This is a genomic window from Methylobacterium nodulans ORS 2060 (assembly GCF_000022085.1).
Taxonomy (GTDB): domain Bacteria; phylum Pseudomonadota; class Alphaproteobacteria; order Rhizobiales; family Beijerinckiaceae; genus Methylobacterium; species Methylobacterium nodulans.
On record NC_011887.1, the window covers coordinates 264352 to 291190 of the forward strand.

The 26839-nt window shown below is 65.2% G+C and carries 26 protein-coding genes and 2 pseudogenes; 20 read left to right on the forward strand and 8 right to left on the reverse strand.

Features of this window, described 5'->3' with window-relative positions:
- Positions 1-49 precede the first annotated feature (49 nt).
- Positions 50-1939, reverse strand: coding sequence for a methanol/ethanol family PQQ-dependent dehydrogenase (locus MNOD_RS39655; protein ID WP_012631236.1), 1890 nt, complete (start codon positions 1937-1939; stop codon positions 50-52).
- Between the two features lie 545 nt (positions 1940-2484).
- Here MNOD_RS39655 and MNOD_RS45300 point away from each other — a divergent pair.
- Positions 2485-2589 (forward strand): annotated as a pseudogene (locus MNOD_RS45300) (transposase); the annotation flags it as partial.
- A gap of 180 nt (positions 2590-2769) precedes the next feature.
- On the opposite strand, the gene MNOD_RS39660 reads toward MNOD_RS45300, so the two are convergent.
- Together MNOD_RS39660 and MNOD_RS39665 are read right to left on the reverse strand one after the other, a co-directional pair.
- A complete protein-coding gene (locus tag MNOD_RS39660; RefSeq protein ID WP_012631237.1) occupies positions 2770-3837 on the reverse strand; it encodes a dihydrodipicolinate synthase family protein in 1068 nt (355 codons plus the stop codon).
- 70 nt (positions 3838-3907) lie between these two features.
- Positions 3908-4414 (reverse strand): enolase C-terminal domain-like protein, encoded by a 507-nt coding sequence (locus MNOD_RS39665; protein WP_083786747.1) that lies wholly within the window; start codon positions 4412-4414, stop codon positions 3908-3910.
- Positions 4415-4596: 182 nt separating this feature from the next.
- On the opposite strand from MNOD_RS39665, the gene MNOD_RS39670 reads away from it, so the two are divergent.
- Both MNOD_RS39670 and MNOD_RS39675 read left to right on the forward strand, forming a co-directional pair.
- A complete protein-coding gene (locus MNOD_RS39670; protein ID WP_012631238.1) occupies positions 4597-5817 on the forward strand; it encodes an ABC transporter substrate-binding protein in 1221 nt (406 codons plus the stop codon).
- A gap of 36 nt (positions 5818-5853) precedes the next feature.
- Entirely contained in the window at positions 5854-7005 is a 1152-nt protein-coding gene (locus tag MNOD_RS39675) for an acyl-CoA dehydrogenase family protein (RefSeq protein WP_012631239.1), read from the forward strand.
- Positions 7006-7033: 28 nt separating this feature from the next.
- Here MNOD_RS39675 and MNOD_RS39680 read toward each other — a convergent pair whose 3' ends face one another.
- The gene (locus tag MNOD_RS39680) at positions 7034-7708 is read right to left on the reverse strand and encodes a GntR family transcriptional regulator (protein ID WP_012631240.1); all 675 of its coding nucleotides are present in this window, start codon (positions 7706-7708) and stop codon (positions 7034-7036) included.
- 145 nt (positions 7709-7853) lie between these two features.
- On the opposite strand from MNOD_RS39680, the gene MNOD_RS39685 reads away from it, so the two are divergent.
- The 7 genes from MNOD_RS39685 to MNOD_RS39715 all read left to right on the forward strand — a co-directional run bounded on the left by MNOD_RS39685 (position 7854) and on the right by MNOD_RS39715 (position 15127).
- Positions 7854-9179 carry an FAD-dependent oxidoreductase gene (locus MNOD_RS39685; RefSeq protein ID WP_012631241.1) on the forward strand — a complete coding sequence of 442 codons (1326 nt, stop codon included), beginning with the start codon at positions 7854-7856 and terminating at the stop codon, positions 9177-9179.
- 75 nt (positions 9180-9254) lie between these two features.
- Positions 9255-9998, forward strand: coding sequence for an enoyl-CoA hydratase/isomerase family protein (locus MNOD_RS39690; protein ID WP_012631242.1), 744 nt, complete (start codon positions 9255-9257; stop codon positions 9996-9998).
- Positions 9995-11587, forward strand: a complete 1593-nt coding sequence (locus MNOD_RS39695) for an acyl CoA:acetate/3-ketoacid CoA transferase (protein ID WP_012631243.1) — start codon at positions 9995-9997, stop codon at positions 11585-11587. Before MNOD_RS39690 ends, MNOD_RS39695 begins: the two co-directional genes overlap by 4 nt.
- Positions 11588-11685: 98 nt before the next feature.
- Positions 11686-12471: an ABC transporter ATP-binding protein gene (locus tag MNOD_RS39700; RefSeq protein ID WP_012631244.1), complete on the forward strand. Its 786-nt coding sequence runs from the start codon at positions 11686-11688 to the stop codon at positions 12469-12471.
- Positions 12464-13198: an ABC transporter ATP-binding protein gene (locus MNOD_RS39705; RefSeq protein WP_012631245.1), complete on the forward strand. Its 735-nt coding sequence runs from the start codon at positions 12464-12466 to the stop codon at positions 13196-13198. The genes MNOD_RS39700 and MNOD_RS39705 overlap by 8 nt, the downstream gene beginning before the upstream one ends.
- A 3-nt stretch (positions 13199-13201) precedes the next feature.
- Positions 13202-14089, forward strand: a complete 888-nt coding sequence (locus MNOD_RS39710) for a branched-chain amino acid ABC transporter permease (RefSeq protein WP_043754015.1) — start codon at positions 13202-13204, stop codon at positions 14087-14089.
- A gap of 42 nt (positions 14090-14131) precedes the next feature.
- Positions 14132-15127 carry a branched-chain amino acid ABC transporter permease gene (locus tag MNOD_RS39715; protein WP_012631247.1) on the forward strand — a complete coding sequence of 332 codons (996 nt, stop codon included), beginning with the start codon at positions 14132-14134 and terminating at the stop codon, positions 15125-15127.
- A 128-nt stretch (positions 15128-15255) separates the two neighbouring features.
- Here MNOD_RS39715 and MNOD_RS45305 read toward each other — a convergent pair.
- Positions 15256-15447: pseudogene (locus MNOD_RS45305) on the reverse strand (transposase); the annotation flags it as partial.
- A gap of 175 nt (positions 15448-15622) precedes the next feature.
- Positions 15623-16375, reverse strand: a complete 753-nt coding sequence (locus MNOD_RS39720; protein WP_012631248.1) for a GntR family transcriptional regulator — start codon at positions 16373-16375, stop codon at positions 15623-15625.
- 166 nt (positions 16376-16541) lie between these two features.
- On the opposite strand from MNOD_RS39720, the gene MNOD_RS39725 reads away from it, so the two are divergent.
- The 6 genes from MNOD_RS39725 to MNOD_RS50230 all read left to right on the forward strand — a co-directional run bounded on the left by MNOD_RS39725 (position 16542) and on the right by MNOD_RS50230 (position 21366).
- Positions 16542-17954 carry an MFS transporter gene (locus tag MNOD_RS39725; RefSeq protein ID WP_043754025.1) on the forward strand — a complete coding sequence of 471 codons (1413 nt, stop codon included), beginning with the start codon at positions 16542-16544 and terminating at the stop codon, positions 17952-17954.
- Between the two features lie 289 nt (positions 17955-18243).
- A complete protein-coding gene (locus MNOD_RS39730; RefSeq protein ID WP_012631250.1) occupies positions 18244-19035 on the forward strand; it encodes a sterol desaturase family protein in 792 nt (263 codons plus the stop codon).
- A 225-nt stretch (positions 19036-19260) separates the two neighbouring features.
- A complete protein-coding gene (locus MNOD_RS39735) occupies positions 19261-19647 on the forward strand; it encodes a hypothetical protein (protein WP_012631251.1) in 387 nt (128 codons plus the stop codon).
- Positions 19648-19890: 243 nt separating this feature from the next.
- Positions 19891-20181 carry a DUF6166 domain-containing protein gene (locus MNOD_RS39745; RefSeq protein ID WP_012631253.1) on the forward strand — a complete coding sequence of 97 codons (291 nt, stop codon included), beginning with the start codon at positions 19891-19893 and terminating at the stop codon, positions 20179-20181.
- Between the two features lie 58 nt (positions 20182-20239).
- Positions 20240-21151, forward strand: coding sequence for a 3-methyl-2-oxobutanoate hydroxymethyltransferase (gene panB, locus MNOD_RS39750; protein ID WP_012631254.1), 912 nt, complete (start codon positions 20240-20242; stop codon positions 21149-21151).
- A gap of 83 nt (positions 21152-21234) precedes the next feature.
- Positions 21235-21366: a hypothetical protein gene (locus tag MNOD_RS50230; protein WP_280113526.1), complete on the forward strand. Its 132-nt coding sequence runs from the start codon at positions 21235-21237 to the stop codon at positions 21364-21366.
- Between the two features lie 410 nt (positions 21367-21776).
- On the opposite strand, the gene MNOD_RS39760 is transcribed toward MNOD_RS50230, so the two are convergent.
- Positions 21777-22043: a hypothetical protein gene (locus tag MNOD_RS39760; protein WP_012631256.1), complete on the reverse strand. Its 267-nt coding sequence runs from the start codon at positions 22041-22043 to the stop codon at positions 21777-21779.
- Positions 22044-22270: 227 nt separating this feature from the next.
- A complete protein-coding gene (locus MNOD_RS39765; protein WP_012631257.1) occupies positions 22271-23041 on the reverse strand; it encodes a class I SAM-dependent methyltransferase in 771 nt (256 codons plus the stop codon).
- Between the two features lie 519 nt (positions 23042-23560).
- Here MNOD_RS39765 and MNOD_RS45310 point away from each other — a divergent pair.
- The 4 genes from MNOD_RS45310 (at position 23561) to MNOD_RS39775 (ending at position 26736) form a co-directional block, all read left to right on the forward strand.
- On the forward strand, positions 23561-23887 hold the full coding sequence (locus tag MNOD_RS45310) for a hypothetical protein (protein WP_244424873.1): 327 nt from the start codon (positions 23561-23563) through the stop codon (positions 23885-23887).
- A 63-nt stretch (positions 23888-23950) separates the two neighbouring features.
- Complete coding sequence (locus MNOD_RS47715; protein WP_012631258.1) at positions 23951-24118, forward strand: hypothetical protein; 168 nt, start codon at positions 23951-23953, stop codon at positions 24116-24118.
- Between the two features lie 367 nt (positions 24119-24485).
- Positions 24486-25511, forward strand: a complete 1026-nt coding sequence (locus MNOD_RS39770; RefSeq protein ID WP_012631259.1) for a SphA family protein — start codon at positions 24486-24488, stop codon at positions 25509-25511.
- A gap of 250 nt (positions 25512-25761) precedes the next feature.
- Positions 25762-26736 carry a formylglycine-generating enzyme family protein gene (locus MNOD_RS39775; RefSeq protein ID WP_012631260.1) on the forward strand — a complete coding sequence of 325 codons (975 nt, stop codon included), beginning with the start codon at positions 25762-25764 and terminating at the stop codon, positions 26734-26736.
- Positions 26737-26839: the final 103 nt, after the last annotated feature.

Consider the following 26839-nt stretch of genomic DNA (forward strand, 5'->3'; position numbering starts at 1 on the left):
TCAGGCCCAAGGGGACGGGCCGGGCCGATGACGGCCCGGCCCTGGCTGATCAGTTGGCCGCCACGTACTCGCCGGTATTCGGGTCGTCGTAGGGACCCTTGCCGTCGAGGGAGAACACGGTCACGCCACCGCCCATCTGGGTGTAGTTGGCGAGCTTCTTGAAGGCGCCGACCGCGCCGAGGCCGGCGGTCGGATCCTGCAGGTCGAAGACGAGGCCGACGCCCGGCCAACCGCCGACGCCGTAGTAGATCGCCACGTACTGGGTGCCCTTGTGGGTGTAGGTAACGGGATAGCCGATCGCGCCCGAGGGCAGCTTCGCCTTCCAGAGCAGTTCACCCGTGTCGGAGTGGCGCGCCTTGATGAAGCCGTCCAGGGTTCCGTAGAAGACCACGTTGCCGGCGGTGGCGAGCGTTCCGCCCCAGACCGCGAAACGCTCCATCTTCTCCCATTTGAACTTGCCGGTGATGGCGTCGTAGGCCTTGATCTGGCCGAGGCCCTCGGCGTTCTGGCGGTCGCCCTTCGGGCCCGGATACATGTTGAGCGTCGCGCCGACGAAGAACTGCCCGGCGCGGTAGGGCAGCATGAAGGGCTCCCAATCCATGCAGATGTGGTTGATGCCCATGTAGAAGAGCTTGCGCTCCGGATCATAGGAATCGTGGCCCTGGTTGTGATAGCCCATCGCGGAGGGACAGATGTCCTTGGCGAGATGGTCCATCCGGGTGCCGTATTCCGGATCGCGCACCGGCAGGCCCGACTTGAGGTCGACGGTCTTGAAGACGTTGACGGTGTCGTCGATCTTGTGGGCGGAGATCAGGTCGCCGTTGGTGCGGTCGAGGGTGTAGACGATGCCGTTGCGGTCCGGATGCGTCAGCAGCTTGCGCTCCTTGCCGCTCCGGTCCTTCTGGGTCGAGAGCATCATCACGTTGACGCCCGCGTAATCCCACTCGTCGTGCGGCGTCTTCTGGTAGCCGAACTTGGCCTCGCCGGTATCGACGTCGCGGGCGAAGATGGTCATCGTCCACTTGTTGTCGCCCGGACGCATGGTCTCGTTCCAGGGCGCCGGGTTGCCGGTGCCGAAATAGATCAGGTTGGTGCCGGGGTCATAGGCGTACCAGCCCCAGTTGGTGCCGCCGCCGATCTTCCAGGCGTCGCCCTCCCAGGTCGAGGTGCCGAGCCCCTTCTGGCCGTAATGGGCGTTGTGGATGTTGAAGTCCTTGGCCAGCAGCAGGTCGGAATCCGGACCCGTGGCGTAGGCGCGCCACTTCTGCTCGCCCGTGCGGACGTCGTAGGCGGTGAGATAGCCGCGCACGCCGAGTTCGGCGCCCGAGGAGCCGATGATCACCTTGTCCTTGACCACATAGGGGGCGATGGTGAGCGTCGAGCCGACCCGGATATCGGAATTCTCGATCTTCCAGACGGTCTCGCCCGTCTGGGCGTTGAGGGCCACGACGTGGCCGTCGAGCAGCGTCTTGAGGATCAGGGACGGGGTCTTGCCGTCGCCCGGCCAATAGGCGAGGCCGCGGTTGACGAGGTCGCAGCAGGCCACCGAGCGCGCCGCCGGGTTCTGCTTGGGCTTGTCCTGCCACAGGATCTTGCCCGGATCGTCCAGGCCGAGCGCGAAGGTGTTGTTCGGGAACGAGGTGTGCACGTACATCGTGCCGTCGACGACGAGCGGCGCGCCTTCGTGGCCGTTCAGCAGTCCGGTCGAGAACTGCCACGACACCTTCAGGTTCTTGACGTTCTCGGCGTTGATCTGCTTCAGCTTGCTGTAGTTGTCGGAGTCGTAGTTCTTCCCGGGCATCACCCAGTTTCCGTCGCTCTTCGACAGCTCGACGAGCTTGTCGTTCGCGAGCGCCGAAGGGCCGGCGAGCGGCAGCAGCGCCGCCAGGGCAGCCACTGACACCCCCGTCCGACAACGAACCACAATCTTACCCAGCATGTGCGTCTCCCATCTGCATATCCCCGCCCACACAGCCGCGGAGCAGTTTCTGTTCACGCATCGAGAAGCATTGGAACCGTGATGTTTGTGTATTTTCCTAATGATTTTTATTATATGTGCTTCATAAGATTTAAAAATCACTTATTAATGCTCAAGATGCTCTCGTTCATACGTCACCTGGCAGTGGGTGTCTGTAGGACAATTTCAATTTCATGCTGGGATAATTTGGCAATTTATCGCACGCGCACCTTCATAGGATCCGGATCAGCGTCTCGACGCTGGCGAACAGACCGCAATGCGTGCCCTTGCGTCGAAAGTACTGCCGGATTAGAGAACAAACACACCAAGCATTTGCAGCGGTTCGCGGACAGAGTCGGCGCCGAGTTCGTTGCGGTGCTCTATGAGGGCAACGTGCCGATAGGACAGTTTCCGGCTGTCGCTGCGCACATTCTCGAAGGGCAGCGCTTGGACTTTTGCAAGGTTGGCCAGCTGGTATGCAGCGGAGCTTCCGAGGTCTGTCGAGCAACAGCCTTCTGGCGGGTCAAGGCCGACCGCCCGTCTGGACGCCTCGCGAGATCCTGAGCGCGGTCTTTTACGTCCTGCGAGGCGGGATCGCTTGGCGGCTGACCCCCAAGGATCTGCCGCCGCGCTAAACGGCTTATGGCGCCTTCAGCCGCCGGCACGACGACGGCTTGTTTGGCCGGCTTTCCCAGTGACGGTGTTCCCAAAGTTGCTTCTCAGAAGCAACATCCTCAACCTCTTGTCCTCTGTCGGTCTCGTTCCATGCTTGCGTGAATAGACCTTGTTGCGATTGAGACCGGTGTTCAGCCTCACCCACGGTTCTCAAGGTAACCGCGTCCGGGTAGGAGCCCATTGCGGGTCAGGGACTCCATAACCGTTTTCAGGGTCGAGTGCGGAAGATGACCGCCGGCATAGAGCCTCGGCGGCGGTGCTTCGAGCGCGTCACGGCCATAGGCCATGATATGAGCAAGAGCCTTGTTCGCGTTCGTGAATGCATTGCCCTGCCGCACCTCGACGACGGCCGCAAAAGCGTCGGCAACCGCTGCCGAAATGGCCGCCGAGCACCGTTCAGCTTCTGCAATGCGCCCGTGCTGGAGATGTTCGAGCACTGTCGCGAGCTGGGCCGGGAAGGCGTTGGCACTGCTGAGCAGGAAGCCGTCATACACGCCACCATGTGCTTTGCTCCATTGAGCATAGTCGCCCTCGGCGCCGCGCAGGAGCGTCACTCCTGCGGGCATTCGGCCTGACAGCGCCACTTCATCCCTGCCGCTGCTGTCCTTGAACAGGAGCAGATTCGGAAAGCGCTCCGCCAGCCCAGCAACCAGTTCCGGTGTCATCGTGTTCCCAGTCACCTGCGGCAGCTGGTAAAGAGCGATTGGCAGCCCAAGCTCAAACACAGGCGCAAGCGCCGCGCCGATGGCGTCTTGCGAGAGAGGCGTGTCGGTGGTCGGTGCTGCGATCGTGAGCCCGCGGACGTGACTCGCCGCGAAGGCATCGGCGACCGAATGTGTTCCAGCGCGTCGGCAAAGGTAATGCAGGACTTTGTCGATCAGCGCATGCATGGCATCGGTCGTCGGGCGAAGGACACCGACGAGAAGATCCAGGCCATGTTGCACAGCAAAGGGGATTGCCACCTCCAGCGCCGTGAGAGCTTCGGCATCATCCATTTCCCATGCATCACCGGTCGAGCCAGGGACGAGATAGCCCTTCACGTGAGGTGCCATGAAGGCCAGATGCGCGAGCTGGCGGTCGCGGTCGATGCGGCCTGCCTCATCATAGAACACCAGAGTCGGCGACCAGAGCATCGGAACGCCAGCCGGGAATAGCAGGCGCGCAAGCTTCGTGCGGTCGGTTGGAAAATTGTGGTCTGCAGGCATGGTTGCCGTATCCTTGCTGATCCCGCCAGTGTTACTCGATGTGTAGAGGACGAGGGGTCTGTCGCCAATCTCAGGCTTCCGTCGTGCGCAGGATCGCGTCCGGCCGGGTCAGGATGTCAGCAGCCAGAGAGAGGCCGAGACCGTGCCCCTCGGGCGGGCGGATGAAGCCATTCTCGAGCGGGGGCAACTGATCCACGCATCCGTGATACCAACCGTAGTAGAAGCCCCGAGTGATCTCCTGCTCGACGACGTTCGGACAGGCCATCGCGAGATGGGTCGAGACCGCTAGCGTCACCGGGCCCGAGCAGTCGTGGAACGCCACCGGCTTGGCAAAGGCTTCGGCGACGGTGGCGACCTTCTTGGCGAAGGTCGGTCCACCGTCCCAGGTCACATCGATAATCGGTGTGCCGATCCGCCCGACCTGGATGAGTTCCCGCAACTGGCCGAGGTCAAGCAGGTGGCGAATCAGGCCGATCGGTCCCGGTGCCGGGACTACCTCCGGTGCCGGGCATTTCGGGGGTAGTTGACACGAGGCTGCTGCGGCTCTAGCGATATCACACCGATATATCGGTCGCATAGCGGATGGTGCCCAGGCGAATCCATCCGGGAGCAGCAGAACGGGCCCTCAAGGCTCGACACGAGCTGGAGCGGCCGAGGTTCGACAACGGATGTCCTGACCGGGGCTGGAATGAAGCGGAAGGCAATCCGCACCAGCCGACAACCCGGGATCCACGACAAGACAGTCTGCAGGAGGAAACCATGACCAGACGCCATCTCTGCGCCACGCTCGCGTTGCTGGGGCTGAGCCTGCCGCTCGCCGGCACGGCCGAGGCCCAGATCTCCGACGACACCGTCAAGATCGGTCTGATCACCGACATGTCCGGCATGTACGCGGATGCCGACGGCCCCGGCGGAGCCGAGGCGATCCGTATGGCGATCGCGGATTTCGGCGGCACCGTCGCCGGCAAGAAGATCGAGTTCGTCGTCGCCGACCACCAGAACAAGGCGGATATCGGCTCGGCCAAGGTCCGGGAATGGATCGACCGCGACGGTGTCGACATGGTGCTCGCAGGGCCGAATTCCTCGGTTGGGCTCGCGGTCGCCAAAATCGCCGCTGACCGCAAGAAGCCTTTCATCGCCATCGGCTCGACCTCCTCGCGGCTGACCAACGAGGAGTGCTCACCCTTCACCATTCACTACGCCTACGACACGGTTTCCCTGTCCAAAGGGACCGGTTCGGCGATCGTCGCCGCGGGAGGCAAGAACTGGTACTTCCTGACGGCAGATTACGTCTTCGGCCTGTCGATCGAGAAGGACACCCGCGACGTCATCACGGCCAAGGGTGCCACGGTCGCCGGCTCGATCAAGCACCCGCTCGGCAGTTCCGACTTCTCATCCTTCCTCCTGCAGGCGCAGGGCTCGGGCGCGGACACGCTGGCGCTCGCCAATGCCGGCGCCGACACAATCAACTCGATCAAGGCCGCGCACGAGTTCGGCATCTCGGATACGATGAAGATCGTCGCGATGAACATGTACCTGACCGACGTGCATTCGCTCGGTCTGCCGGTCGCCAAGAACCTGTTCATGACAGATGGCTGGTACTGGGACCTCAACGACGAAAGCCGTGCCTGGGCCAAGAAGTACTTCGCCAAGCTGGGCCGCATGCCGACGCTGCTGCACGCGGCCGACTATTCGGCGGTGACCACCTACCTCGATGCGGTCAAGGCCACCGGCACCGATGCGGGCGAGGCCGTGATGAAGCAGATCAAGGCGACGCCGATCAACGACTTCTTCGCCAAGGGCGGCCATGTGCGGCCCGACGGCCGGATGATCCACGACATGTACCTCGTCCAGGTCAAGACTCCCGAAGAGTCAAAGTATCCGTGGGACTATTACAAGCTCGTCAAGGTCATTCCCGGTGAGGAGGCCGCCACCTCCAAGGCCGAGTCGCGCTGCGCCCTCTGGACCGCCGAGAACTGACGCCGCGCCGGCGCAGTCCCTCTCAGGAGATACGGCATGTTCAACGACCTCACGGACGACGAGAGCGCCCTCAAGCGCGCGGTCGAGGCCTTTGCCCAGGGGCAACTCAAGGCCCGGATCGCGCCTTTCGTGGAGCAGCACGAGTTCCCGTCCGATCTCGTGCGCGCCTTCGCGGGGCTGGGCTTCATGGGAACGGCCTATGACCCGGACTACGAGGGGGGTGGCCTTGGCACCCGGGGCGCCGCGATCGTCGCGGAAACTCTCGCTGAAGTAGAGCCTGGCTTCGCTGCGATCTATCTGTGCAACTCCGCGCCGATGAGCGTCATCGCCCGTTTCGGCTCGGATGCGCTGAAGCGGGAATGGCTCGCGCCGCTCTGCCGCGGGGATTGCATCGCGTCCTTCGGCGTTAGCGAACCGCATGGCGGCTCCGACGTGGCGAGCACCCGCACGCGCGCGGTGCGCGACGGCGACGATTGGATCCTGACCGGTTCGAAGGTCTTCTCGACCAATGCCGGCACCGACCTGCATGGGCTCTCGGCGGTCGTCGCCGTGACCGACCCGGACAAGGGGGCCAAGGGCCTGTCCACCTTCGTCGTGCCGGTGGGCACGCCGGGCTTCCGGGTCGGCAAGGCCGGACGAAAGGTCGGCTGGCGCATCGCTCCTTCGGTCGAGCTGTTCTTCGACGAATGCCGCATCCCCGGCCGCCTGATGGTCGGTGCCCAGGGCGAGGGACTTCGCCAGATCCTCACGACGCTGAGCCTCGGCCGCATCCTGGTCGCAGCTGCCGCCCTTGGCCTCTCCCGGAAGGCCCTCGGCCTTGCGGCGCGCTACGGCCGCGATCGCAGGGTCGGCGGCCGGCCGATCTTCGAGAACCAGGGCCTGACCTTTCCCCTGGCCGATGCGATGACGCAGATCCATGCCGCCGAGCTGATGGTCCGCAACGCCGCCTGCCTGGCCGATGCGGGCCGCCCCTTCCGCCTCGAAACCTCCATGACCAAGCTCTTCGCGAGCGAGATGGCGGGCGAGATTGTCGATCTCGCCGTGCAGGTGCATGGCGGCTACGGCATCTTCGAGGATTACGAGGTCTCGGGGCTGATGGGCGAGGCCAAGGTCCTTCAGATCGTCGAGGGCACCAGCGAGGTCCAGCGCCTCGTCATCGCCCGCGAGCTTCTCCAGCACGTCGGCTGAGGCTTGTCCCGTGCCGCAGGTGCAGACTTCACGACCGCGCATAGGCCGCGCGTCGCTCGATGGCGTTGCGCGTCAGCGTCTCCAGGAAGTCGAGGAAGGCGGCCGCGTGGCGGGAGGCCTCGTCGGCATTGCCGCCCGCAACCGCCTCAAGGGTCGCGCCGTGGAAGCGCGCGGCCTGCTCAAAAAGGCCCTGTCCCTCGAATTGCGAGTACCAGAAGCGCCGCGACTGGCCGTGCACCACGGCGATGGTGCTCGCCAGCATCTCGTTGTGCGAGACGCGGGAGAGCGCGTGATGAACGGCGCGGTTCAGTCGTAGGAAGGCGGTTCGGTCATTGGCCGCAGCGGCGTCCTGGAGGTCGCGGGCCAGCGCCCGCAGGTGCTCGCGCTCGGGCGCGCTCGCACGCTCGGCGCCGAGCCGTACCATCAGGTCCTCGAGCGAGCGGCGCACCTCGAGGAGATCGAGCTGCCGCATGACGTCGATGGGCGCCACCAGGATGCCGCGGCTTGCGTGAATCTCGACGTAACCTTCGAGCTTTAGCCGCTGCAGCGCCTCCCGCAGCGGCGTGCGGCCGCATCCGAGCTGCTCGCTCAGGCGCTTCTCCGAGATCATCTGCCCGGGAGCGAGCTCACGTGTGACGATCATCTCCTCGATTCGGCAATAGGCCGCATCGGCCTGGGAAATCGAGGGGGTCTTGTTCAGCATCGGGGACCTCGACGCAGCTCGGTCTGGGATCTCGTAGACGAGCGAAACTTGAATGCCAACACAACGCGGTTGACAGCGGCCGGGGCCATCAGTACCGGTACACCACCGATATACCGGTGTCATAACGGTTGTCGAGGAGGAACGCATGGACCGTCGAGACCGGATGCGGCTGCAGTCGGACGTCCTGATCGTCGGTGGCGGGGCCGCGGGTGTCGCCGCCGCCGTCACGGCAGCGCGCCAGGGCCTCAAGGTGACGCTCGTCGAGCGCTACGGCTTCTGCGGCGGCGGCGCGGTGGCGGGCCTTTCGGGCACGGTCTGCGGCCTCTACGCGGCGACCGATGATCGCCAGGCGCCACCCGAGCAGGTGGTGTTCGGCTTCGCCGACGAGTTCTGCCGCCGTCTGGACGGTCTCGGGGGGCTCAGTGCACCGATGCCCTACGGCAAGACCTATACCCGCGTGCACGATCCGCTGATCTGGCGCGAGACGGCCGACAGCTTCCTGCGCGAGGCGGGGATCGAGGTGATCTTCCACGCCGTCGCCGTCGGCGCCCTGTGCGAGGGCGATCGCGTCGAAGGGCTCGAGATCTGGACGAAGGAAGGCCCCATCGATGCCCGCGCGAGCGTCGTGGTTGATGCGAGCGGCGATGCCGACGTGGTCGCCCTTGCCGGGCTTCCCTCCTTCATCGGCGACAACGGCACCGTCCAGAACCCGACCATGATCTTCCGCCTGATGGGCGTCGACGTCGACCGCTTCAAGGCGGAATACGGCGAGGACACCATCATGCCGGAGCGGATCTCCGAGCTGATCCGCCGCAAGGACAATCTCGGCGAGTACCATCTGCCGCGCGCCAAGATCTGGCTGTTCCCGACGACGCGGCCCGGCGAGCTTCTGTGCAACTGCACGCGCGTGCTTGGGCCGGACGGGCGGGAGCTGAATACGCTGCGCTGGCTCGACTTCACCGACGCGGAGTTCGAGGGCCGGCGCCAGATGCGCGAATACGCCCGCTTCTTCCGCGACAACCTCGTCGGCTGCGAGAGCGCCTTCGTCAACGACACCGGCGTGCAGGTCGGCGTCCGCCAGACCCGGCAGATGTCGGGCAGGTCCCGCCTGATGAACGCCGATGTCGTCTCGGGCGCGAAGAGTCCCGAGGGCATTGCCCGCTCGCCCTGGCCGATCGAGCTGCATGCCGGCCAGAAGCCCCGCGTCGAGTGGCTGCTCAACGACTACTACGAGGTGCCCTTCGGCTGCTTCGTGCCGGAACGTGGCGAGGGCTTGCTGGCGGCGGGCCGCTGCCTCTCCGCCGAGCACGAGGCCGTCGCCTCGGCGCGGGTCACCGCGCAGTGCTTCGCCTACGGCCATGCCGTCGGGCATGCCGCAGCGATCGCGGTCAAGGACAAGGTCTCGACCCGGTCGATCTCGGGAGCCGACCTGCGCGCGCTGCTCAACCGGGACGGGGCCGCGCTCGACTGAGCGCGCGGCATTCGCCTGCGGATTCGAGGGTGGAACGGGGCCCTGCAGGACGCGGCGCTTAAAGAGGATTGGACCATGGTGAGATCGGAGACCAGGGGATCGGTCGCGATCGTGACGCTTGATCGCGCGGCACGGCGCAACGCGCTGGGGACGGAATCGATGCGGGCCCTGTCGGCGGCCCTGCGCGCCGCCGATGCGGACGAGAGCGTGCGGGCGATCGTGCTGACGGGGGCGCCACCGGCCTTCTGCGCGGGGAGCGATCTCAAGGAACTCGGGGGCCTCTCGATCCCCGCTATGTGCGACCACGAGGCCGAAACCGCTACGGTTGCCCGCAGCATCGGCTTCCTGACGAAGCCCGTCGTTGCGGCGGTCGAGGGCTACGCGCTCGGCGGCGGCTTCATCCTGGCCGTCTCCTGCGACGTGGTCGTCAGCGCCGAGAATGCCCGCTGGCATCTCGCGGAGGTCACCAACGGCTGGCTGCCGGTCTGGGGGCTGCAGGCGCTGCTCGCCCGCGTCGGGCCTGTGCGGGCCCGGCTCCTGACCTGGGGGGTGGAGTCGATCGACGGCCGGGAGGCTCTGCGGCTCGGCGTTGCCGACTACACTGCCGAAGCGGGCGGCGCCCTCGACCGGGCGCTCGCCGTCGCGCAGGGGCTCGCCAAGCTCCCCCCCGAGGCGGTGACGTCCACCAAGCGCTTCTTCGAGCCCTTCGTGATGGCCGATGCCGAACGGCTCGACAACGTCGCGTCGCGGATGTTCGCGCGCGACTGCGAATCCGCCTCGGCCCAGGCCACCCTCGCGCGCTTCACGGTGAGGTCATGACCAAGATTGTCGATGCCGCCCGCTTCGTCGAGACCATCCGCGATGGCTCGACGGTGGCCTCTGTCGGCGTGATCGGCTGGATCACCCCGGACCGCATTCTCAAGGCCCTGGGTGACCGCTTCCGCGAGACGGGCTCCCCGCGCGACCTGACCTTTTACTTTCCCTGCGGGACCGGGGATGCCCAAGGCATCAAGGGGATGGATCACGTCGCCCAGGAAGGGCTGATGAAGCGGATCGTCAGCGGCTCCTTCATCAATCCCGTGGACCCGGTCACCGGCAAGCGTCCCGAGCTGATGCGGCTCGTGCGCGAGAACCGGATCGAAGCCTATTCCTGGCCGATCGGCGCTTCGATGCACTGGCTGCGCGAGGTCGCCCGCAAAAGCCCAGGTTACATCACCCGGGTCGGGCTCGGCACCTACATCGACCCGGATCTCGGCGGCGGCAAGTTCACCGCGAAGGCGGCCGAGGACCTCGTGCGGGCGATCGAGCTCGACGGCGAGCGGCTGCTCTACTACCCGACCTGGCCGATTGACACAGCCATCGTGCGGGCCTCGTCGGCGGACGAGGAGGGCAACCTGTCCTTCGAGGACGAGCCGCTGACCTCCTCAAGCCTCGCCCTGGTGCTCGCCTGCAAGGCCTGCGGCGGCCGGGTCGTCGCCCAGGTCCGGCGGATCGTGCCGCACGGGGAACGGCCGGCGAGCGCCGTCCGCGTGCCCGGCATGTTCGTGGACGCCGTCGTCGTCGATGAGGACATGATGATGACGACGGGCGTGCCCTACGATCCGTCCTATTTCAGCGGGACGCGCATCCCCCTCTCGCAGCTGCCGCGGCCCGAGATGGGCCCCGACAAGGTCATCGCCGCCCGGGCGGCAAAGGAGGTGCGGCGCCACGAATTGTCGATCTTCGGCTTCGGGGCAGCGGCCGACATCCCTCTCGTCATGAACGAGCAGGGCCTGTTCAAAGACGGAGCGATCAAGGATTGGTGGTTCACCACCGAGCACGGTTCCTATGGCGGCGTCGTCATGTCGGGCTGGCAGTTCTCGGCCAACGTGAACCCCGATGCGATCCTCGATGGTGTCACCCAGTTCGACGTGATCGACGGCGGCCTGTGCCGCTTCGCGGCGCTCGCCTTCGCCCAGTTCGACGAGAAGGGCCGCGTGAACGTGAGCCGCTTCGGCGCGGCCAATCCCGGCGCCGGCGGCTTCATCGACATCGCCGAGCGAGCGGAGCGGCTCGTCTTCACCGGCACCATGACGACGGGTGGCCTGTCGATCGCCTACGAGGACGGGCGCACGCGCGTCCTTAAAGAAGGCAAGGTCAAGAAGTTCGCGCGCTGCGTCGAGAGCATTACCTACGACGTCGGCGCCGGCGTGCGTGAACGCGGACAGACCGCCTTGATTGTGACCGAACGGGCGGTGTTCGAAATGACCCCCGAGGGCCTCGTCCTGACCGAGATTGCCCCCGGGATCGATGTCGAGCGCGACGTGCTCGGTCAGATGGAGTTCGCGCCCGCGCGCATCTCGGAGTCACTGCGCGAGATGGATGCGGCGCTGTTCCACCAGCGGATGCAGCTCGCCCTCGCGGGCTGAGATCCGTTTGCGAGAGCTGAACGGGGCTGGGTCGCCGAAGGGTGATCCAGCCTCACGAGACCCGCGTGACGGCGGGTCCGGGTAACAGGGAGGTTTCGATGCAGCCTGCGAGGGCCGCAGCGCCGGACGATCGCGACATCGTGCTGGCCACGGAAGGCCTGACGATGGAATTCAAGGGCTTCCGCGCCGTGAACGGCGTGGCGCTTCGGGTCGAGCGCGGCACGATCCACGCGCTGATCGGCCCGAACGGGGCCGGCAAGACCACCTGCTTCAACCTGCTCACCAAGTTCCTCACCCCCACCGCCGGCGCGATCCGCTACAACGGCCGCGACATCACCCGGATGAAGCCCGCCGACGTGGCCCGGCTCGGCTTGGTGCGCTCCTTCCAGATCTCGGCGGTCTTCCCGCACCTGACCGTCAAGGAGAACGTCCGCATCGCCCTGCAGCGGCGCCAGCGCGGCGATTCCTTCGACTTCTGGCGCTCCGAGCGCGTGCTGCGCGCCCTCAACGACGAGGCGCTCAGCTTGATCGAGGCGGTGGGCCTGGCCGACTTCGCCGAGGTGCCGGCGGTCGAGCTGTCCTATGGCCGCAAGCGGGCCCTGGAGATCGCCACCACGCTCGCCCTCAATCCCGCCATGCTGCTGCTCGACGAGCCGATGGCCGGCATGGGGCACGAGGACGTCGACCGCACCGCCGCCCTGATCCGGCGGGTCTCGGCCAACCGCACCATCCTGATGGTCGAGCACAACCTCTCGGTGGTGGCCTCGCTGTCCGACCGCATCACCGTGCTGGCCCGCGGCCAGGTGCTGGCGGAGGGCGACTATGCCACCGTCTCGAAGGATCCCCGCGTGGTCGAGGCCTATATCGGAGCCGGACATGGCTGAGGCGGCGCTGACGACATCCGCGGCCGCGGCGCCGCTGCTCGCGGTCCAGGGGCTGGAGGGCTGGTACGGCGAGAGCCATGTGCTGCACGGCGTCAGCTTCGACGTGCGGCCGGGCGAGGTGGTGACGCTGCTCGGCCGCAACGGCGCGGGCAAAACCACGACGCTGCGGGCGATCATCGGGATCCTCGGCAAGCGCAAGGGCTCGATCCGCTACGCCGGCACCGAGACGATCGGGATGGCCTCGCGCAGCATCGCCAAGCTGGGTCTCGGTTACGTGCCGGAGGAGCGGGGCATCTTCTCGAGCCTGTCGGTCTACGAGAACCTGATGCTGCCGCCGCGGGTGAAGCCCGGCGGCATGAGCGTGGAGCAGATCTACACGCTGTTTCCGAACCTGCAGGAGCGCGCGGGCAGCCAGGGCACCAAGCTGTCGGGGGGCGAGCAGCAGATGCTGGCGATCGGCCGCATCCTGCGCACGGGGGCCAAGCTGATCCTGCTCGACGAGCCGACCGAGGGGCTTGCGCCGGTGATCGTGCAGCAGATCGGCCGCACGCTGGCCCGGCTGAAGAGCGAGGGCTACACGATCGTGCTGGTGGAGCAGAACTTCCGCTTCGCCCAGACGGTGGCGGACCGGCATTTCGTGGTCGAGCAGGGGCGGGTGATCGACATGATCCCCAATGCCGAGCTCGACGCCAACATCGACAAGCTGCACGCATACCTGGGCGTCTGAGCCATGACCATGATCTTCGGCGTACCCCTGCAGGCGCTGTTCGGACAGCTGCTGCTCGGCCTCATCAACGGCTCGTTCTACGCGATCCTGTCGCTCGGCCTCGCGATCATCTTCGGGCTCCTCAACATCATCAACTTCACCCACGGCGCCCAGTACATGATGGGCGCCTTCGTGGCCTGGATGCTCTTGAACTACGCCGGCATCGGCTACTGGTGGGCGCTGCTGCTGGCCCCGCTCGCGGTCGGCCTGTTCGGGGTGATCCTGGAGCGGCTCCTGATCGCGCGGCTGTACAAGCTCGACCACCTCTACGGCCTGCTGCTCACCTTCGGGCTCGCCCTCATCATCCAGGGCCTGTTCCGCAACCAGTACGGCGTCTCGGGCCTGCCCTACGCCATCCCCGCCGAACTGTCGGGCGGCCAGCGCCTGCCCTTCATGTTCCTGCCCAACTACCGCGGCTGGGTGGTGGTCGCCTCGCTCGTGGTCTGCCTCGCCACCTGGCTGGTGATCGAGAAGACCAAGCTCGGCGCCTACCTGCGCGCCGCCACCGAGAACCCGACCCTGGTCCAGGCCTTCGGCGTCAACGTGCCGCTGCTGCTCACCCTCACCTACGGCTTCGGCGTCGCGCTCGCCGCCTTCGCGGGCGTGCTCGCCGCCCCGGTCTATTCGGTCAACCCCAACATGGGCGCCGACATCATCATCGTGGTCTTCGCCGTGGTGGTGATCGGCGGCATGGGCTCGATCCTCGGCTCGATCGTCACCGGCTTCACGCTCGGCCTGGTCGAGGGCCTCACCAAGGTGTTCTACCCCGAAGCCTCCTCGACCGTGATCTTCGTCATCATGGTGCTGGTGCTGCTGGTCAAGCCCGCCGGCCTGTTCGGACGCACCGCCTGATGTTGCATCCTCCGCTTCCCGCTCCCGCAAGGACCGCCTGAGATGGCCCACTCCGCCGCCACGGCGCCCGACGACGCCACCCCCATCGCCAGCGCCCTGCCGGAGGGCCGCGACACCAAGGCGCTCCACCGCCTGGTGTTCATCGGCATCGCGGTCGCGCTCGCGGTGCTGCCGCTGATCCTCTACCCGGTCTTCCTGATGAAGGTGCTGTGCTTCGCGCTGTTCGCGCTGGCCTTCAACCTTCTGCTCGGCTACGGCGGGCTGCTCAGCTTCGGCCATGCCGCCTATTTCGGCATGGCGAGCTACATCGCGGCCTATGGCGCCAAGGTCTGGGGCCTGAGCCCGGAACTGGCGATCCTGGCCGGCACGCTCACCGCGGCGCTGCTCGGCCTGGTGTTCGGGGCGCTGGCGATCCGGCGCCAGGGCATCTACTTCTCGATGATCACCCTGGCGCTGGCCCAGATGGTGTTCTTCTTCTCGCTGCAGGCGGCGTTCACCGGCGGCGAGGACGGCATCCAGGCGGTGCCGCGCGGCCAGCTGTTCGGGGTGATCAGCCTGGCGGACGACCGGGTGCTGTATGCGCTGGTGGCGCTGATCTTCTTCCTGGGGCTGCTGCTGATCTACCGCATCATCCACTCGCCGTTCGGCCAGGTGCTGAAGGCGATCCGGGACAACGAGCCGCGGGCGGTGTCGCTGGGCTACCGGGCGAGCCAGTACAAGCTGGCGGTGTTCGTGCTCTCGACCACGCTGGCGGGGCTGGCCGGGGCGACCAAGGCGATCGTGTTCCAGCTCGCCTCGCTCACCGACGTGCACTGGTCGATGTCGGGCGAGGTGGTGCTGATGACGCTGGTGGGCGGCATGGGCACGGTGTTCGGGCCGATCATCGGCGCCTTCGTGATCGTGGCGATGGAGAACTACCTCGCGCAGTTCGGCGCCTGGGTGACGATCATCCAGGGCGTGGTGTTCGTGATCTGCGTGATCTTGTTCCGCGAGGGCATCGTCGGCCTCTGCGCGCGGATGCTCAAGAAGCCGCTTTAAACGCATTGCGGCCTGTCGTCACTTGAGCCAGTCGATTGTAGCGAGGCGGAGCACGCCGAGGAAGCTTGAGGCGGTTTCTCGAAGCGGGCGGCTGAGCAGGCGCTTTCACACGCCGGCCCGGGCCCCCCGCGAACGAAGATCCGGGCCCCGCGCCACCAGGGACCGAGATCCTCCGGGATGGCGCGCCACTTGGCGCCGTTCTTGTGGCGCCGGAGGATGGCCGAGATGGTGCGGCACAGATCTTCGGGCGGGGTCTTGCCCGTGGGCCGGCCCTCTTCGATCAGCGGCTCCAGAAGCGCCCATTGCGTGTCGCTCAGCATGGCTCGCCGTCGCGTGAAGGCGGGACACGCAAGCCCGCGCAGCACGTTAAAGCGACGGCAGACCGTAATACCAGCAATGTAATCGACTGGGGTTTTCGGGCATGATCATTCGGAGTGAATTCACTTCATTGCGTGAATTTTGGTCAGTTAAGCAGACAATGCCCTGCGCCATTCGTCATGTATCCAGGGTTTTTCGAGCAAAGCTGTCGATATAATCCATCAGACGGTCGGACGCTTCTCCCGCGGCCTTGACGTCGCGTTTGGCAATGGCTTCGCACACCTCTGCATGAAGATTCGCCGCAAGCGGCAGATCCGCCGCTTCTTTGTAATGCTGATACCAGAAACGTCTTGACAGAGCAGCCATCGAGTTCAGGGAGCGTACAGCAAATTCATTCCGTGATGCAGCGGCAGCAAGCTCGTTGAACTGCCGGTCCAGACGCATAAAAGCGATGTCATCGGCGGCATCTGCGGCCGCGCGCATGTTCGCGGCAATCTCCGCGAAGGCGCGACGCTCCTCAGCGGTGGCACGTTCGGCGGCAAGTCGAGCAATCAGATGCTCCAGCACCCGTCGCGTTTCCAACAGGCGGAGCTGCGTACGCAGGTTGATCTCCGAGACGAGAATGCCGCGTCGAGGAATCACCACGACCAAGCCGTCACGTGCCAGACGCTGCAGGGCCTCACGGATCGGCGTCCGGCCAATCTGAAGGCGTTGGGCAAGGCCCTGCTCTGCAAGAACCGTTCCGGGTGGCAGGGCGAGAGTTGTGATCAACTCCTCGAGTTGATGGTAGGCTTGCTCCGCCAGAGACAGATCCTGGATCTCGCCTTGCTCGACAGGGTCAAGCGGGGCGGCGGAAGCTCCCTTGTGATTGGGCTTCTTGCTACGCCTTGCAGGGCGCACTGCGGGCGGCTTGCCGGCGATGTAATTCATCAGCGGTCCATCAGCTTCGTCAGGCCTCTTCATACCACGCAGATATGGGGGGCGCACGGCTGCTGCACACCTGCGGCCGGCCTGAAACCCGCGTGATATATCTTGTGCATCCCAGCCGTATGCATCATGCTGACCACGCAGCACAAGACTGTCAGGGAGGCAAACGATGGCAGGGCAAGTGGCACTTCCCGCCGACACGCCGGTACTCGGCGCGGCGACCGCGGTGGCAGGTCAAGGCTCGGCTGCGATGGTCGCGGCACGGCTGGAGCGCCTGCCGATGACCGGGTTCCAGCGCACCATCTTCATCATCATCGCGACCGCGTGGTTCTTCGACTCGATCGACCTCGGCTCACTCACCTTCCTGCTCGGCTCGATCCGGACGGAATTCGGGCTCTCGACCGCGCAGGCTGGGCTCCTCTCCAGTATGAGCTTCGTCGGCATGTTCCTGGGGGCCGGGATCTCGGGGATGCTGGCCGACCGCTTCGGCCGCAAGCTCGTCTTTCAGGTGAGCATGATCTTCTGGGGGCTCGGCAGCGTCTGGTGCGCCTACGCACCCGATTCCACGGCCCTGGGCTACGCCCGCCTGCTCCTCGGCTTCGGCATGGGCATGGAGTTCCCGGTCGCCCTGGCGATCGTCTCGGAGTTCCTGCCGTCGGCGAAGCGCGGCCGCTATCTCGCCGTGCTGGAGGGATTCTGGCCGCTTGGCTTCATCGCGGCCGGCCTCCTCAGTCTCGTCCTCCTGAGCACGTTCGGCTGGCGGGCGGTCTTCCTGGCCCAGGCAGTGCCGGCGCTGTTCCTGTTCGTCGTCCGGATGTTCGTGCCCGAATCGCCCCGTTGGCTCGCCGATCGCGGGCGCTTCGATGAGGCAAACCGTGTGCTCGCTGACATCGAGGCGAAGGTCCGGGCGCGCCTCGACGGCCGTCCTCTGCCCGAGCCGCAGCCCCTGCCGGCGCAGGCGCAGGGCGAGCGCCGCTTCTCGTTCCTGGAACTCTGGAGTTCGGGCTACGCCAGCCGGACCGTGATGATCTGGCTCACGTGGTTCTTCGCGCTGCTCGGCTTCTATGGCCTCACCACTTGGCTCGGTGCGCTGCTCCAGGAGGCCGGACACAGCGTTACCAAGTCGGTCAGCTACACGATCCTGATTTCGCTGGCTGGTGTCCCCGGCTTCATCAGCTCGGCTCTTCTGGTCGAGGGCTGGGGCCGCAAGCCGACCGCCGTCCTGATGCTGCTCGGCAGCGCCATCGCCGCCTACCTCTACGGGCACTCCCCGTCCTTCGGCTGGCTCATCGCCTTCGGCCTGGTGATGCAGTTCTTCCTGTTCGGGATGTGGTCCGTGCTCTACGCTTACACGCCCGAACTCTACCCGACCCGTGCGCGCGCCACGGGTGCAGGTTGCGCGTCCGCAATCGGCCGCGTCGGTTCACTCCTCGGGCCTTATGCAATCGGTGTGATCCTTCCGGTGCTCGGTCAGGGCGGCGTTTTCGCGCTCGGTGGCGGCTCGTTCGTGATCGCCGCCGCGGCGGTGGCGATCCTCGGCGTCGAAACGAAGGGCAAATCGCTCGAAGCGATCTCCCATTAGCGCGAGACGCAGGAACGCGGGCCCGCCCGCGTTCCTGAATTTTTGGATGCCATGGGCATTCTCGCTTGCGCTGTGATATATCACGGGTATATTAGAGGGAAACGGGGGCACGGCATGGCAACGCCGATCCGCCCGCAGGACGTGTCCGGCGCGAAATGGCGCAGCCGTCCGATGCATCTGAACTGATCGCTTACGAGGACGCGGCACCGCTCGCCTCGTCCAAATCCAGAGGGCCACTTGCTGCCGCAACTCGGCCCTCGCGGACACCACCGAACCAAGGGAGCCTACGATGGAACTTGCCGTCACCAACATGTCAGAACGGCAGCGGAACTACCGCGCCAACTACCGTCAGCGTGTCGCCGGCTGGTACAATGGCTTCTTACACATCGCTATCATCTACACGATTGGTCTGACAGCTCTCTATATTTATATTTCAAACCTGCACAGCGTGACCTGGTTAGAGTGGCTGACTGTCCCGGTGGTGTTCCTGTTCTGCAATTTCTTCGAGTGGTGGCTGCACCGGTATGTCATGCATCGCCCTTCAAATAATCCGATCGCCCGCGCGGTCTACAATCGGCACACGCTCCAGCATCATCAATTCTTCACCGATCACGAGATGCGGTTCGCCGATCACCGCGATTACCGAGTGACGTTCTTCCCGCCCTACGCCCTGGCGACCTTCACCCTGATGTCGGTCCCCGGCGCGATCGTGCTCGGCAACCTGTTCACGCCGAATGTCGGATGGCTGTTCATCACGACCACGACCAGCATCTACTTGATCTACGAGTTCATGCACTTCTGCTGTCACGTCGATGAGAACTGGTTCGTGCGCAACATGCCGCTCATCAACACGAACCGGCGGCATCACACGGCCCACCATGACCAATCGATCATGATGGAGCGCAACATGAACCTGACCTTCCCTATCATGGACTGGCTGTTCGGAACGTCGGACCTTGATCGCGGCCTGCTGGGCACGCTCTTCAACGGGTACGACACCCGCTTCGTCAAGAAGGACATGCGCAAAACCTCCCGTACTCCGGGAGCCCCGGCGCAGGGCTGCATGCAGCCCGCCGAATAATATCAACGGCCCAGACTGCTGACGTAAGCTAAGTGCTGGCGCGCATGCTCACGCATCGGGCCGTTGACCCATCTCGAATTGTCGACACCAAACCCAAGGCTTGGCGAAAATTCGAGAGTGGAACCAACGGTCATTGAAAATGACCGTTGGTATAAGGCCAGATCATTCTCACAAACCTGCCGGTGGCGCCGCACCGGTCGCCACCACCCCTTGAGAGGTGCAGCAATGGATATGGTCGAACCCAACGTGGTCGCCCTGCTGTGGTTCACAATCTTCGCAGGCGTGACCTGCCTCGGCTTCTACGTGTTGACCGGCGCCTTTCCGCTGGAGACGCGTCCTGATCTCAAGCGCCCACTCGGCCTCGCCCTGCTCAGCATCAACCTGCTGCTGCTCGTGGCCCTCGGCGCTGGAAGCGTTGCGTATGGGGTTGAGCACCTGCGCTGGACGAGCCTCGTCATTGTCGGCGGCTTCGCGTTCCTGTTCGCGCCCGGACTGTTCAACGTCTGGCCGACGAAGTGGCGCGACGGTCAGGCCGGTCTCGCCATCGTGCTCGCCGGCTTCGGTGCAACGCTCGGCGCGCTCCAGGCCGTAGGTAACGTGTTCAGCCTGTAAATAACGAAAGCGTAGGAGGAGTTATATGCCATTCAGGATCAAGTTCGGTCTGTCAATCGCTGTGGCATTAGCCGCCGTGGCGGGCTGGTTCTACATGGGTTACCTCGGGCAGATCGGTCCGCAGCGCGCAGTCGCATTCTTGGGACCGTTCATGGTCTTCAGCCTCTGGATCTTCCCTGAGGTCATGCGGAACCGCTCCGACGGGCGTACGCCGCGGCACCAGCTGTCGGGGGCACGGCGGTCATGAAGGTCTACACGGGAGATCGCACAATCGATGGCATTGTCGTGACGGTCGATGGCGAACCACTCGACGATCAGACCAGCACGAAGTGCTATTCACGCAACGGCTTCGAGTGGAGTTATGAAGGCCCCGAACCGTCTCAATTGGCCTACGCCATCCTGGTTGATCACCTCGGCGACCCGGCTGAGGCGGCCAGACTCCAGGACGGCTTCATGAGAACCGTTGTGGCCAACTTTCAGAACGAGTGGGAGATGACCTCCGCCGACATCGATCGCGTGTTGCGCACGCTGTGAGGTGAAGCGACGTACCGGATACCTCACACAATCGCATGACGGGAACCGAGGGGAAGCCATGGGGGCAACGACGACGGCCAGTGTGAAAGCACTTGCGGCCGATGGGGCCGGCAGGAGAGAAAAACGAACCATCACCGACATCCGCAACTCCAAGCGGACAGGTGAGAAGATGGTCTATATGTCAGTCCCGGATTACACCTCAGCCCGCTGGGCTGAGATGGCCGGCGTCGACGTTGCGGTGGTCGGCGATAGCCTTGCGATGGTCGCTCATGGCCATCCGAGCACGATCCCGGCGACTATGGATATGATGGTCCTCCACGCGCAGGCCGTGCGGCGGGGAACTCCGAACACCTTCGTGCTCGGGTGCATGCCCTACCAGAGCTACAACACCGTGGAGCGCGCACTCACGAACGCCACGCGCTTCATGCAAGACGCCCTGTGCGACGCAGTCAAACCTCAGGGAGGCAGGAGCCAAGCGCACATTCTCAAGGCTCTCGTTGATGCGGGTATTCCGACGGCCTCACATATCGGCCTGACACCACACACAATCGCGACGTTCGGTGGCTTCAAGATCCAGGGCCGCACGGCTGAAGCCGCTATGAAGATCCTTGAGGATGCGCTCGCAATCGAGGATGCAGGCTGTTTCATGCTGGAGTTTGAGGCTGTTCCAGCACCGATTGCCAAGCTGATCTCGGAACAGCTCTCAATCCCTACAATCGGCATCGGCGCTGGGGCCGGCTGTGATGGTCAGATCCTACTTGCGTACGACCTGCTCGGGGTGTTCATAGATTTTAAGCCGAAGTTCACCAAACGGTATGCGAACTTAACAGAAGTTGCAGTCACGGGGATACGCTCTTATGTCGAAGAGGTGAAGACCGGGGCGTTCCCAGATGACGATCACTCGTACAAGGTTGATCCAGCCGAATATGAGCGATTCGCATCTCTCGTCGAGAAACGTCGGCATATCTGAATACCTTGTATGGTGAGCGTACAACCGCGTGGCCCTCATCCAGGGCGTGGTAATGAACGCGGGCGCGGCAGCAGGGGGCCGTCGTGCAGACCAATTTCACTCCAGCGCAGCTCGCCGATCCGGCCATGGCGGCCTCGGAGAAGATCCTGCGCAGATGCGGTGCACTGAAGGCCTGTGGCACGGTCCTCAACATCCCCGACGAAGGTGCCGACTGATCAGTGTACCGGTGGCTGCCCGCATCGCCGCGGATGAGGGAGCAGGTGAGGGCTCCAGGCGTGTCGCCGTGTGGGCCGCGATTACAGTGGCACGCCCAATGTGAGATGCAGCAATCTGGCCCGGTGGTCGCGCGCAGGTACTGCTGGCGCGTAAGCGACTTTATAGAACGGCAGCATCGATGCTGCGTTAGGGGTGATAATCCGGCGGATAGGTGTCGCCATGAGCATCGAGGACGCCCCCCTGATCCAGCGCGCGGACGCGGTCGTGGCCGAAGCAGCACGGCTCCGCCAAGCCCTTGAGCAGTCCCAAGTAAAGGTCCGGCACCAAGCTCAGCGGCTTGCTCAGATCGGGGCCGAACTGGATCCGCTCCTGCCGCACCCGCCTGAGGAGTTGGCCAGGGTCAGGCAGCTCATGGCCCAGGATCCGCCTGAGGAGAGTGAGAGATAGCCCTCTCATGCCGGGCAATGGCGTCCAGGATGAGCTGGCGATGGTCCTGCCAAATCACCATGGTCTCTTCCAGCAATCGTAGAAGGTCCTTGCCTGTGGCAGTATCGTAGCCCTTCTCGGTCATCCTTTGGAGCAAGACGATTTGCTCGATAACCCGCTTCTCACCGGCAGCGAGGTGCCGATCCGCTTGGATCAGGTCTTCTTGCTCTTGTTGGAGGTAGTCGGTCAAGACGGCACCCCTCAGCCATGCAGGCGGGAGCGCAGGTCTCTCAGCCACCAGCGCCTACGGGTTCGGATCTGCTGGTGATGGAGCCAATATGCGCCTCATCGATCAGCCATCCAAGTGCGCTCGCGAATTCCCGAGAAGGCGACTGTGGTGCCGCGCCCTGGCTTCCCGCCCGACGAGTGGGTCGAGACGCTCTCGAATGCCCGCCGTTTGTGAAGGCGTCCGGGCGTTCAGCCCAGCCTCGTGCAGGCAAAGGCTGCCGTCTCGTACGGGACGACGACCTCGTCCCGCCCGGCAAGCGCGGGCGTCGCGGCGATGAGGGCGCGGACCTCCGCCGCAACGGCGGCACGCGCGGCATCGGGCAGGGCGGCGATGAAGCTGACCGAGAGCGTGCGATCCAGGATCACCGCTTCGGGCGGTCCGACATGGCGGTGCGGAACACGCGTCTCGCGCAGCGGGCCGAAGCCCGCGGCGGGGAAGAGGCGCCGCCATGCGCCCGAATGGAAGTGCGGGACGTCACCCTCATGCCGGCTCATGATCTCCGAGAGCGCCGCCACCCAGCCGACGCGCTCGTCGCGGATGTTCCAGATCAAGCCGAGCGCACCGCCCGGTCGCAGCACGCGGGCGATCTCGGCGAGCGCCTCCGGGGTGGCGAACCAATGGAAGGCTTGGGCGCAGACGACCGCGTCGACGCAGGCGTCGGGCAGCGGGATCGCCTCGGCGCGTCCGTCGAGGGCCTGCACGTCGGGATGGTCCCGAACCAGCCTGTCGCGCATCGCCGCGACGGGCTCCACGGCGATCAGCCGGGCTCCGGTCTCGCGCAGGGAGGGAAGAAGCTTGCCGGTGCCCGATCCGAGATCGAGGGCGACGCGGCCTGGGCCGAGCCGCAGCTCGGCGCAAAGCCACGGCACGATCTGCGCAGGATAGTTCGGACGGCCCGCCGCATAGGCGTCCGCCCCCGCCGAAAAGCCCTCGGACGCGGCGCGGTGGATGTCGGCCATGGTTCCCTCCGGTTGCTCCCGCGGGATATGGCGGCCGGGTGGGCTCCCGCGGGCCAGATCGCCGGGCGCGCGTGGTGGCCCCTGACGGCCTTCCGGCTCTTGATGCGTCGGCCCCTCCCGAGGGAGGATCGGATCGCTAAGCAGGTTTCGGAACAGTGCGTTGCGGTTTTCCGTCAAAAACCTGCGGCACATCAAAAGCCCAAGCGGACGCAGCGGTGGCACGCCAACGCAAGTCTGCTTAGGTCCCGAACCAACTCCCGGACACTATCACCCTATTCGGCGCGAACCCCAAGCGGCGCGAACCCCAAGTCCGGCGTGATCCGCGGCGGCTGGTCGGGCGTCCTGCTGCCCTGCCACTGGCACGGAGCCAACGTGCGGCCTGCGGGAGATCGCGGCGGGATTAGATTTGATATCGCCGCGACCGCGGAGGCGAGCCCAAGGAGTGGCAACGGTAGCTCGAAAGCACAGTGGCAAAGGTCGCCAGAGCTGGCGATATTGCTGCCAGCGATGGAGCGCTCGATGCCGCTGCACGTCGATCACCGCTGGCATTTCGCCGGCGGTGCCGCCACACGCGAGAAGCGGGTCTATCGCGACGGGCGCCTGATCGGCCGTGTGCGGCGCTGGCAGATGATCGAACTGAGCGGCCGGCACCGTTCGTGGTTCACGGTTGAGCAGTGGCAAAGCGATGCGTTTCATCGTTGGCGCGATGCATACCGTCTTCGACGAAGCCCCGATCTATCTTGTCTCCATCCCTTTGTCGGAGCCGACCGTCCTGTGAAGAAGCGCCGCCCCACCGCGCCTACGACGACCACGGCCGGGAGATCCCGCCGCCGACGATCGGCCTGACCGTGCTGAGGGCGACCGGCCCGTTGCCATGCCCAGGCAAGCGCGTGGCCCTAAATTGCCGGTATGCCCAACACTCCCATCATCGGCGAGCTGTACAAGCTCAAACACGTCACGGACCAGCAGATTGATGCGGCCATCCGCGACTACCTGAACGACCCGATGCCCGGTATGCGGCCGATCCGGCTTAGCCGCCTCATCGCCGTGTCGAGCTCGGCCCCGTTCCACTCGTGAGCCTCCCTGCCCAACGTGCCGCGATGTCATGACCGATGCCTTCCCGCGGCGGCCATCGAGCCGACGTCCGCCTTGGGTCCCGTCATGTATAGGGCCATCGCTTGAACAAAATTGCTTCGAAACACCCAGCCCGCCTTAACTGACTGACTGTAATCAGCATCCTTAAACCTACGCTCTTGGACGCCTTCCAGGCTTCCAGAGGCGCGCAGTGGCTCTCCTATGCTTTCCGGACGTGTATCAGAAATGCATCAGAAGCAACAATTTTGGTATATTAGGGTTTTTATCCGCCCGACAAGGGGTTCGCCCCGATTGCACGCGAGGAGGTGAGACAGGGAATGTACCTGTCGACGTACAGTCGGGGGCGGACATGAAACAACTCGCACGTCACCAAGTCGGCGGCATTCTCCTGGCGGCCCTTGGCTCCCTGGCAGCGCCGGCCCAGGCGGCCGAAGGCGGCTTCAGCTTCTACATCGAGGGCCTAGCCGTGCCGGATGCCGGCGTCCTGCCGCCGCCGGGCGTGTACTTCGACAGCTCCACCTACTTCTACAATGGCAAGATCGGCGGTAACCGCAGCACCCAGCTCGGCGGCAACGTGGTCGCGGACGTCAAGGCGAACATCGTGGCCGACTTCGCCACTGGCCTGTGGGTCACTCCGGCCGAGATCCTCGGCGGCAATCTCGCCTTCGCTTTCGTGATGCCCTTCGGCACGCCCGCGGTCCGCGCGGGCGCTCTCCTCAATGGGCCGCTCGTCAACCAAGTGGTCGGTCGCCCCGTTGGAGTGTCCGTGAGCGACGCGACCTTCAACGCCGGCGACCCCATCGTGGGGACCTCCCTCGGCTGGCACTCCGGCAACTGGCACTGGAAGGTCGCGGGCTTGCTCAGCATCCCGGCCGGGGCCTACGAACCTGGGCAGCTCTCGAACATCGCCCTCAACCGCTACATCGGCGATATCTCGGCCGCCGCGACCTATCTCGATCCGGCACTTGGCATCGAGCTCTCGGCCGCGGCCGGCTTCACGCTCAACGGCAAGAACCCGGCGACGCAATACGTGACGGGCCACGAGTTCCACGTCGAGGTCTCGGCCTCAAAGAACCTGACCAAGGAGCTGTCGATTGGCGTCATCGCCTCCCACTACCAGCAGATCACGGGCGACAGCGGCTCCGGCGCCCGGCTCGGGCCGTTCAAGGGCCGGGTCACGGCGGTCGGCGGGATGGCCGGCCTGACCGTCCCAGTCGGGCAGATCCCGGTCACCGCCCGCATGAAGGTGTTGCGCGAGGTCGAGGTGGAGAACCGTTTCCAGGGCACGCTCGGCTTCCTGGAGGTCTCCTTCCCGCTCTGGGTCGCGCCACCGAAGGCAGCGCCGGAGACCAAACCCGTTGTGGCTAAGTTCTGAGCGCCAGTGTGCCAAGTCAGAAGTCAAGCCAACGGAAGGATATAGGGCTCGACCGGCTGGCACAATCCGCCCGAATGCAACCAAGAGTTCCCCACGATGGACACCCCGAGCAAACTGTCGTAGCTTAAGGGGCTAGGCCAGCGGTCCTGCGAAGCTCTTCCTAAGCTCTCGTACCAGCAGGACTGTCGATATTTCTGCAGTGCGTTCGATTAGAACGGCGCTTCTTCTCGCCTGTGTCGAGGAGCGAGCGATGGCGGAGGCCCCTGTCCTAGACCGTCCAGCCGATTCGCCGGATCTGCTCGCAGGCATGGTCTTCGTGGCTGGGGGCACGTTCCGAATGGGCTCGGACCGGCACTACCCGGAGGAAGCGCCGGTGCACCGGGTCAGCGTCGACGGCTTCTGGATCGATCGTACCCCGGTCACCAATGCCCAGTTCCGGGCCTTCGTGCGGGCGACCGGGCACGTGACGATGGCGGAGCGGAAGCCGAAAGCCGAGGACTATCCGGGCGCGCTGCCGCACATGCTGCAGGCGGGCTCCCTGGTGTTCAAACCACCCAAGGGCGCCGTCGATCTGCGGGACTGGAGCGCGTGGTGGCGGTTCAGGTTCGGCGCCAGCTGGCGCCGCCCGCTCGGCCCCGGTTCCTCCATCGCGGGGCTGGACGACCACCCGGTGGTGCACGTCGCCTACGCCGATGCCGAAGCCTACGCCCGCTGGGCCGGCAAGGAGCTGCCCACGGAGGCCGAGTGGGAGTACGCGGCGCGCGGCGGCCTCGACGGGGCGGAGTTCGCCTGGGGCGACGAATTCACGCCCGGCGGCCGGCACATGGCCAACACCTGGCAGGGGGCCTTTCCGCACCAGAACCTCGCCGAGGACGGCTTTGAGCGCACCTCGCCGGTCACGACCTTCCCGCCGAACGGCTACGGGCTGCACGATATGATCGGCAACGTTTGGGAGTGGACCACGGACTTCTACGCGCCAAAGCACCCTACCGACGCGCCGAAGGCCTGCTGCATTCCACAGAACCCACGGGGCGGCCAGGAGAAAGGAAGCTACGACCCGGCCCAGCCGGCGATCCGCATCCCCCGCCGCGTGGTCAAGGGCGGCTCGCACCTCTGCGCGCCGAACTACTGCCGCCGCTATCGCCCAGCCGCGCGCCACCCGCATCCGGTCGACACCTCCACCAGTCATATCGGCTTCCGCTGCGTCGTAAGGAGAGGACCATGACCGATCCGTTACCGTCGAACGCCGCCTTGGATGAGGAAGCAGCCGCCAAAACGATCAGCCGCCGGAGGATGCTGCTTGGGGGAACTGCCCTGGCCGCCTCGGT

What these genes read in the sequence shown, in the direction of transcription:
- MNOD_RS39655 (WP_012631236.1), bottom strand. Translation starts at nt 1,939, where the DNA reads ATGCTGGGTAAGATTGTGGTTCGTTGTCGGACGGGGGTGTCAGTGGCT.
- MNOD_RS39660 (WP_012631237.1), bottom strand. Translation starts at nt 3,837, where the DNA reads ATGCCTGCAGACCACAATTTTCCAACCGACCGCACGAAGCTTGCGCGC.
- MNOD_RS39665 (WP_083786747.1), bottom strand. Translation starts at nt 4,414, where the DNA reads ATGCGACCGATATATCGGTGTGATATCGCTAGAGCCGCAGCAGCCTCG.
- MNOD_RS39670 (WP_012631238.1), top strand. Translation starts at nt 4,597, where the DNA reads ATGACCAGACGCCATCTCTGCGCCACGCTCGCGTTGCTGGGGCTGAGC.
- MNOD_RS39675 (WP_012631239.1), top strand. Translation starts at nt 5,854, where the DNA reads ATGTTCAACGACCTCACGGACGACGAGAGCGCCCTCAAGCGCGCGGTC.
- MNOD_RS39680 (WP_012631240.1), bottom strand. Translation starts at nt 7,708, where the DNA reads ATGCTGAACAAGACCCCCTCGATTTCCCAGGCCGATGCGGCCTATTGC.
- MNOD_RS39685 (WP_012631241.1), top strand. Translation starts at nt 7,854, where the DNA reads ATGGACCGTCGAGACCGGATGCGGCTGCAGTCGGACGTCCTGATCGTC.
- MNOD_RS39690 (WP_012631242.1), top strand. Translation starts at nt 9,255, where the DNA reads ATGGTGAGATCGGAGACCAGGGGATCGGTCGCGATCGTGACGCTTGAT.
- MNOD_RS39695 (WP_012631243.1), top strand. Translation starts at nt 9,995, where the DNA reads ATGACCAAGATTGTCGATGCCGCCCGCTTCGTCGAGACCATCCGCGAT.
- MNOD_RS39700 (WP_012631244.1), top strand. Translation starts at nt 11,686, where the DNA reads ATGCAGCCTGCGAGGGCCGCAGCGCCGGACGATCGCGACATCGTGCTG.
- MNOD_RS39705 (WP_012631245.1), top strand. Translation starts at nt 12,464, where the DNA reads ATGGCTGAGGCGGCGCTGACGACATCCGCGGCCGCGGCGCCGCTGCTC.
- MNOD_RS39710 (WP_043754015.1), top strand. Translation starts at nt 13,202, where the DNA reads ATGACCATGATCTTCGGCGTACCCCTGCAGGCGCTGTTCGGACAGCTG.
- MNOD_RS39715 (WP_012631247.1), top strand. Translation starts at nt 14,132, where the DNA reads ATGGCCCACTCCGCCGCCACGGCGCCCGACGACGCCACCCCCATCGCC.
- MNOD_RS39720 (WP_012631248.1), bottom strand. Translation starts at nt 16,375, where the DNA reads ATGAATTACATCGCCGGCAAGCCGCCCGCAGTGCGCCCTGCAAGGCGT.
- MNOD_RS39725 (WP_043754025.1), top strand. Translation starts at nt 16,542, where the DNA reads ATGGCAGGGCAAGTGGCACTTCCCGCCGACACGCCGGTACTCGGCGCG.
- MNOD_RS39730 (WP_012631250.1), top strand. Translation starts at nt 18,244, where the DNA reads ATGGAACTTGCCGTCACCAACATGTCAGAACGGCAGCGGAACTACCGC.
- MNOD_RS39735 (WP_012631251.1), top strand. Translation starts at nt 19,261, where the DNA reads ATGGATATGGTCGAACCCAACGTGGTCGCCCTGCTGTGGTTCACAATC.
- MNOD_RS39745 (WP_012631253.1), top strand. Translation starts at nt 19,891, where the DNA reads ATGAAGGTCTACACGGGAGATCGCACAATCGATGGCATTGTCGTGACG.
- panB (WP_012631254.1), top strand. Translation starts at nt 20,240, where the DNA reads ATGGGGGCAACGACGACGGCCAGTGTGAAAGCACTTGCGGCCGATGGG.
- MNOD_RS39765 (WP_012631257.1), bottom strand. Translation starts at nt 23,041, where the DNA reads ATGGCCGACATCCACCGCGCCGCGTCCGAGGGCTTTTCGGCGGGGGCG.
- MNOD_RS45310 (WP_244424873.1), top strand. Translation starts at nt 23,561, where the DNA reads ATGCCGCTGCACGTCGATCACCGCTGGCATTTCGCCGGCGGTGCCGCC.
- MNOD_RS47715 (WP_012631258.1), top strand. Translation starts at nt 23,951, where the DNA reads ATGCCCAACACTCCCATCATCGGCGAGCTGTACAAGCTCAAACACGTC.
- MNOD_RS39770 (WP_012631259.1), top strand. Translation starts at nt 24,486, where the DNA reads ATGAAACAACTCGCACGTCACCAAGTCGGCGGCATTCTCCTGGCGGCC.
- MNOD_RS39775 (WP_012631260.1), top strand. Translation starts at nt 25,762, where the DNA reads ATGGCGGAGGCCCCTGTCCTAGACCGTCCAGCCGATTCGCCGGATCTG.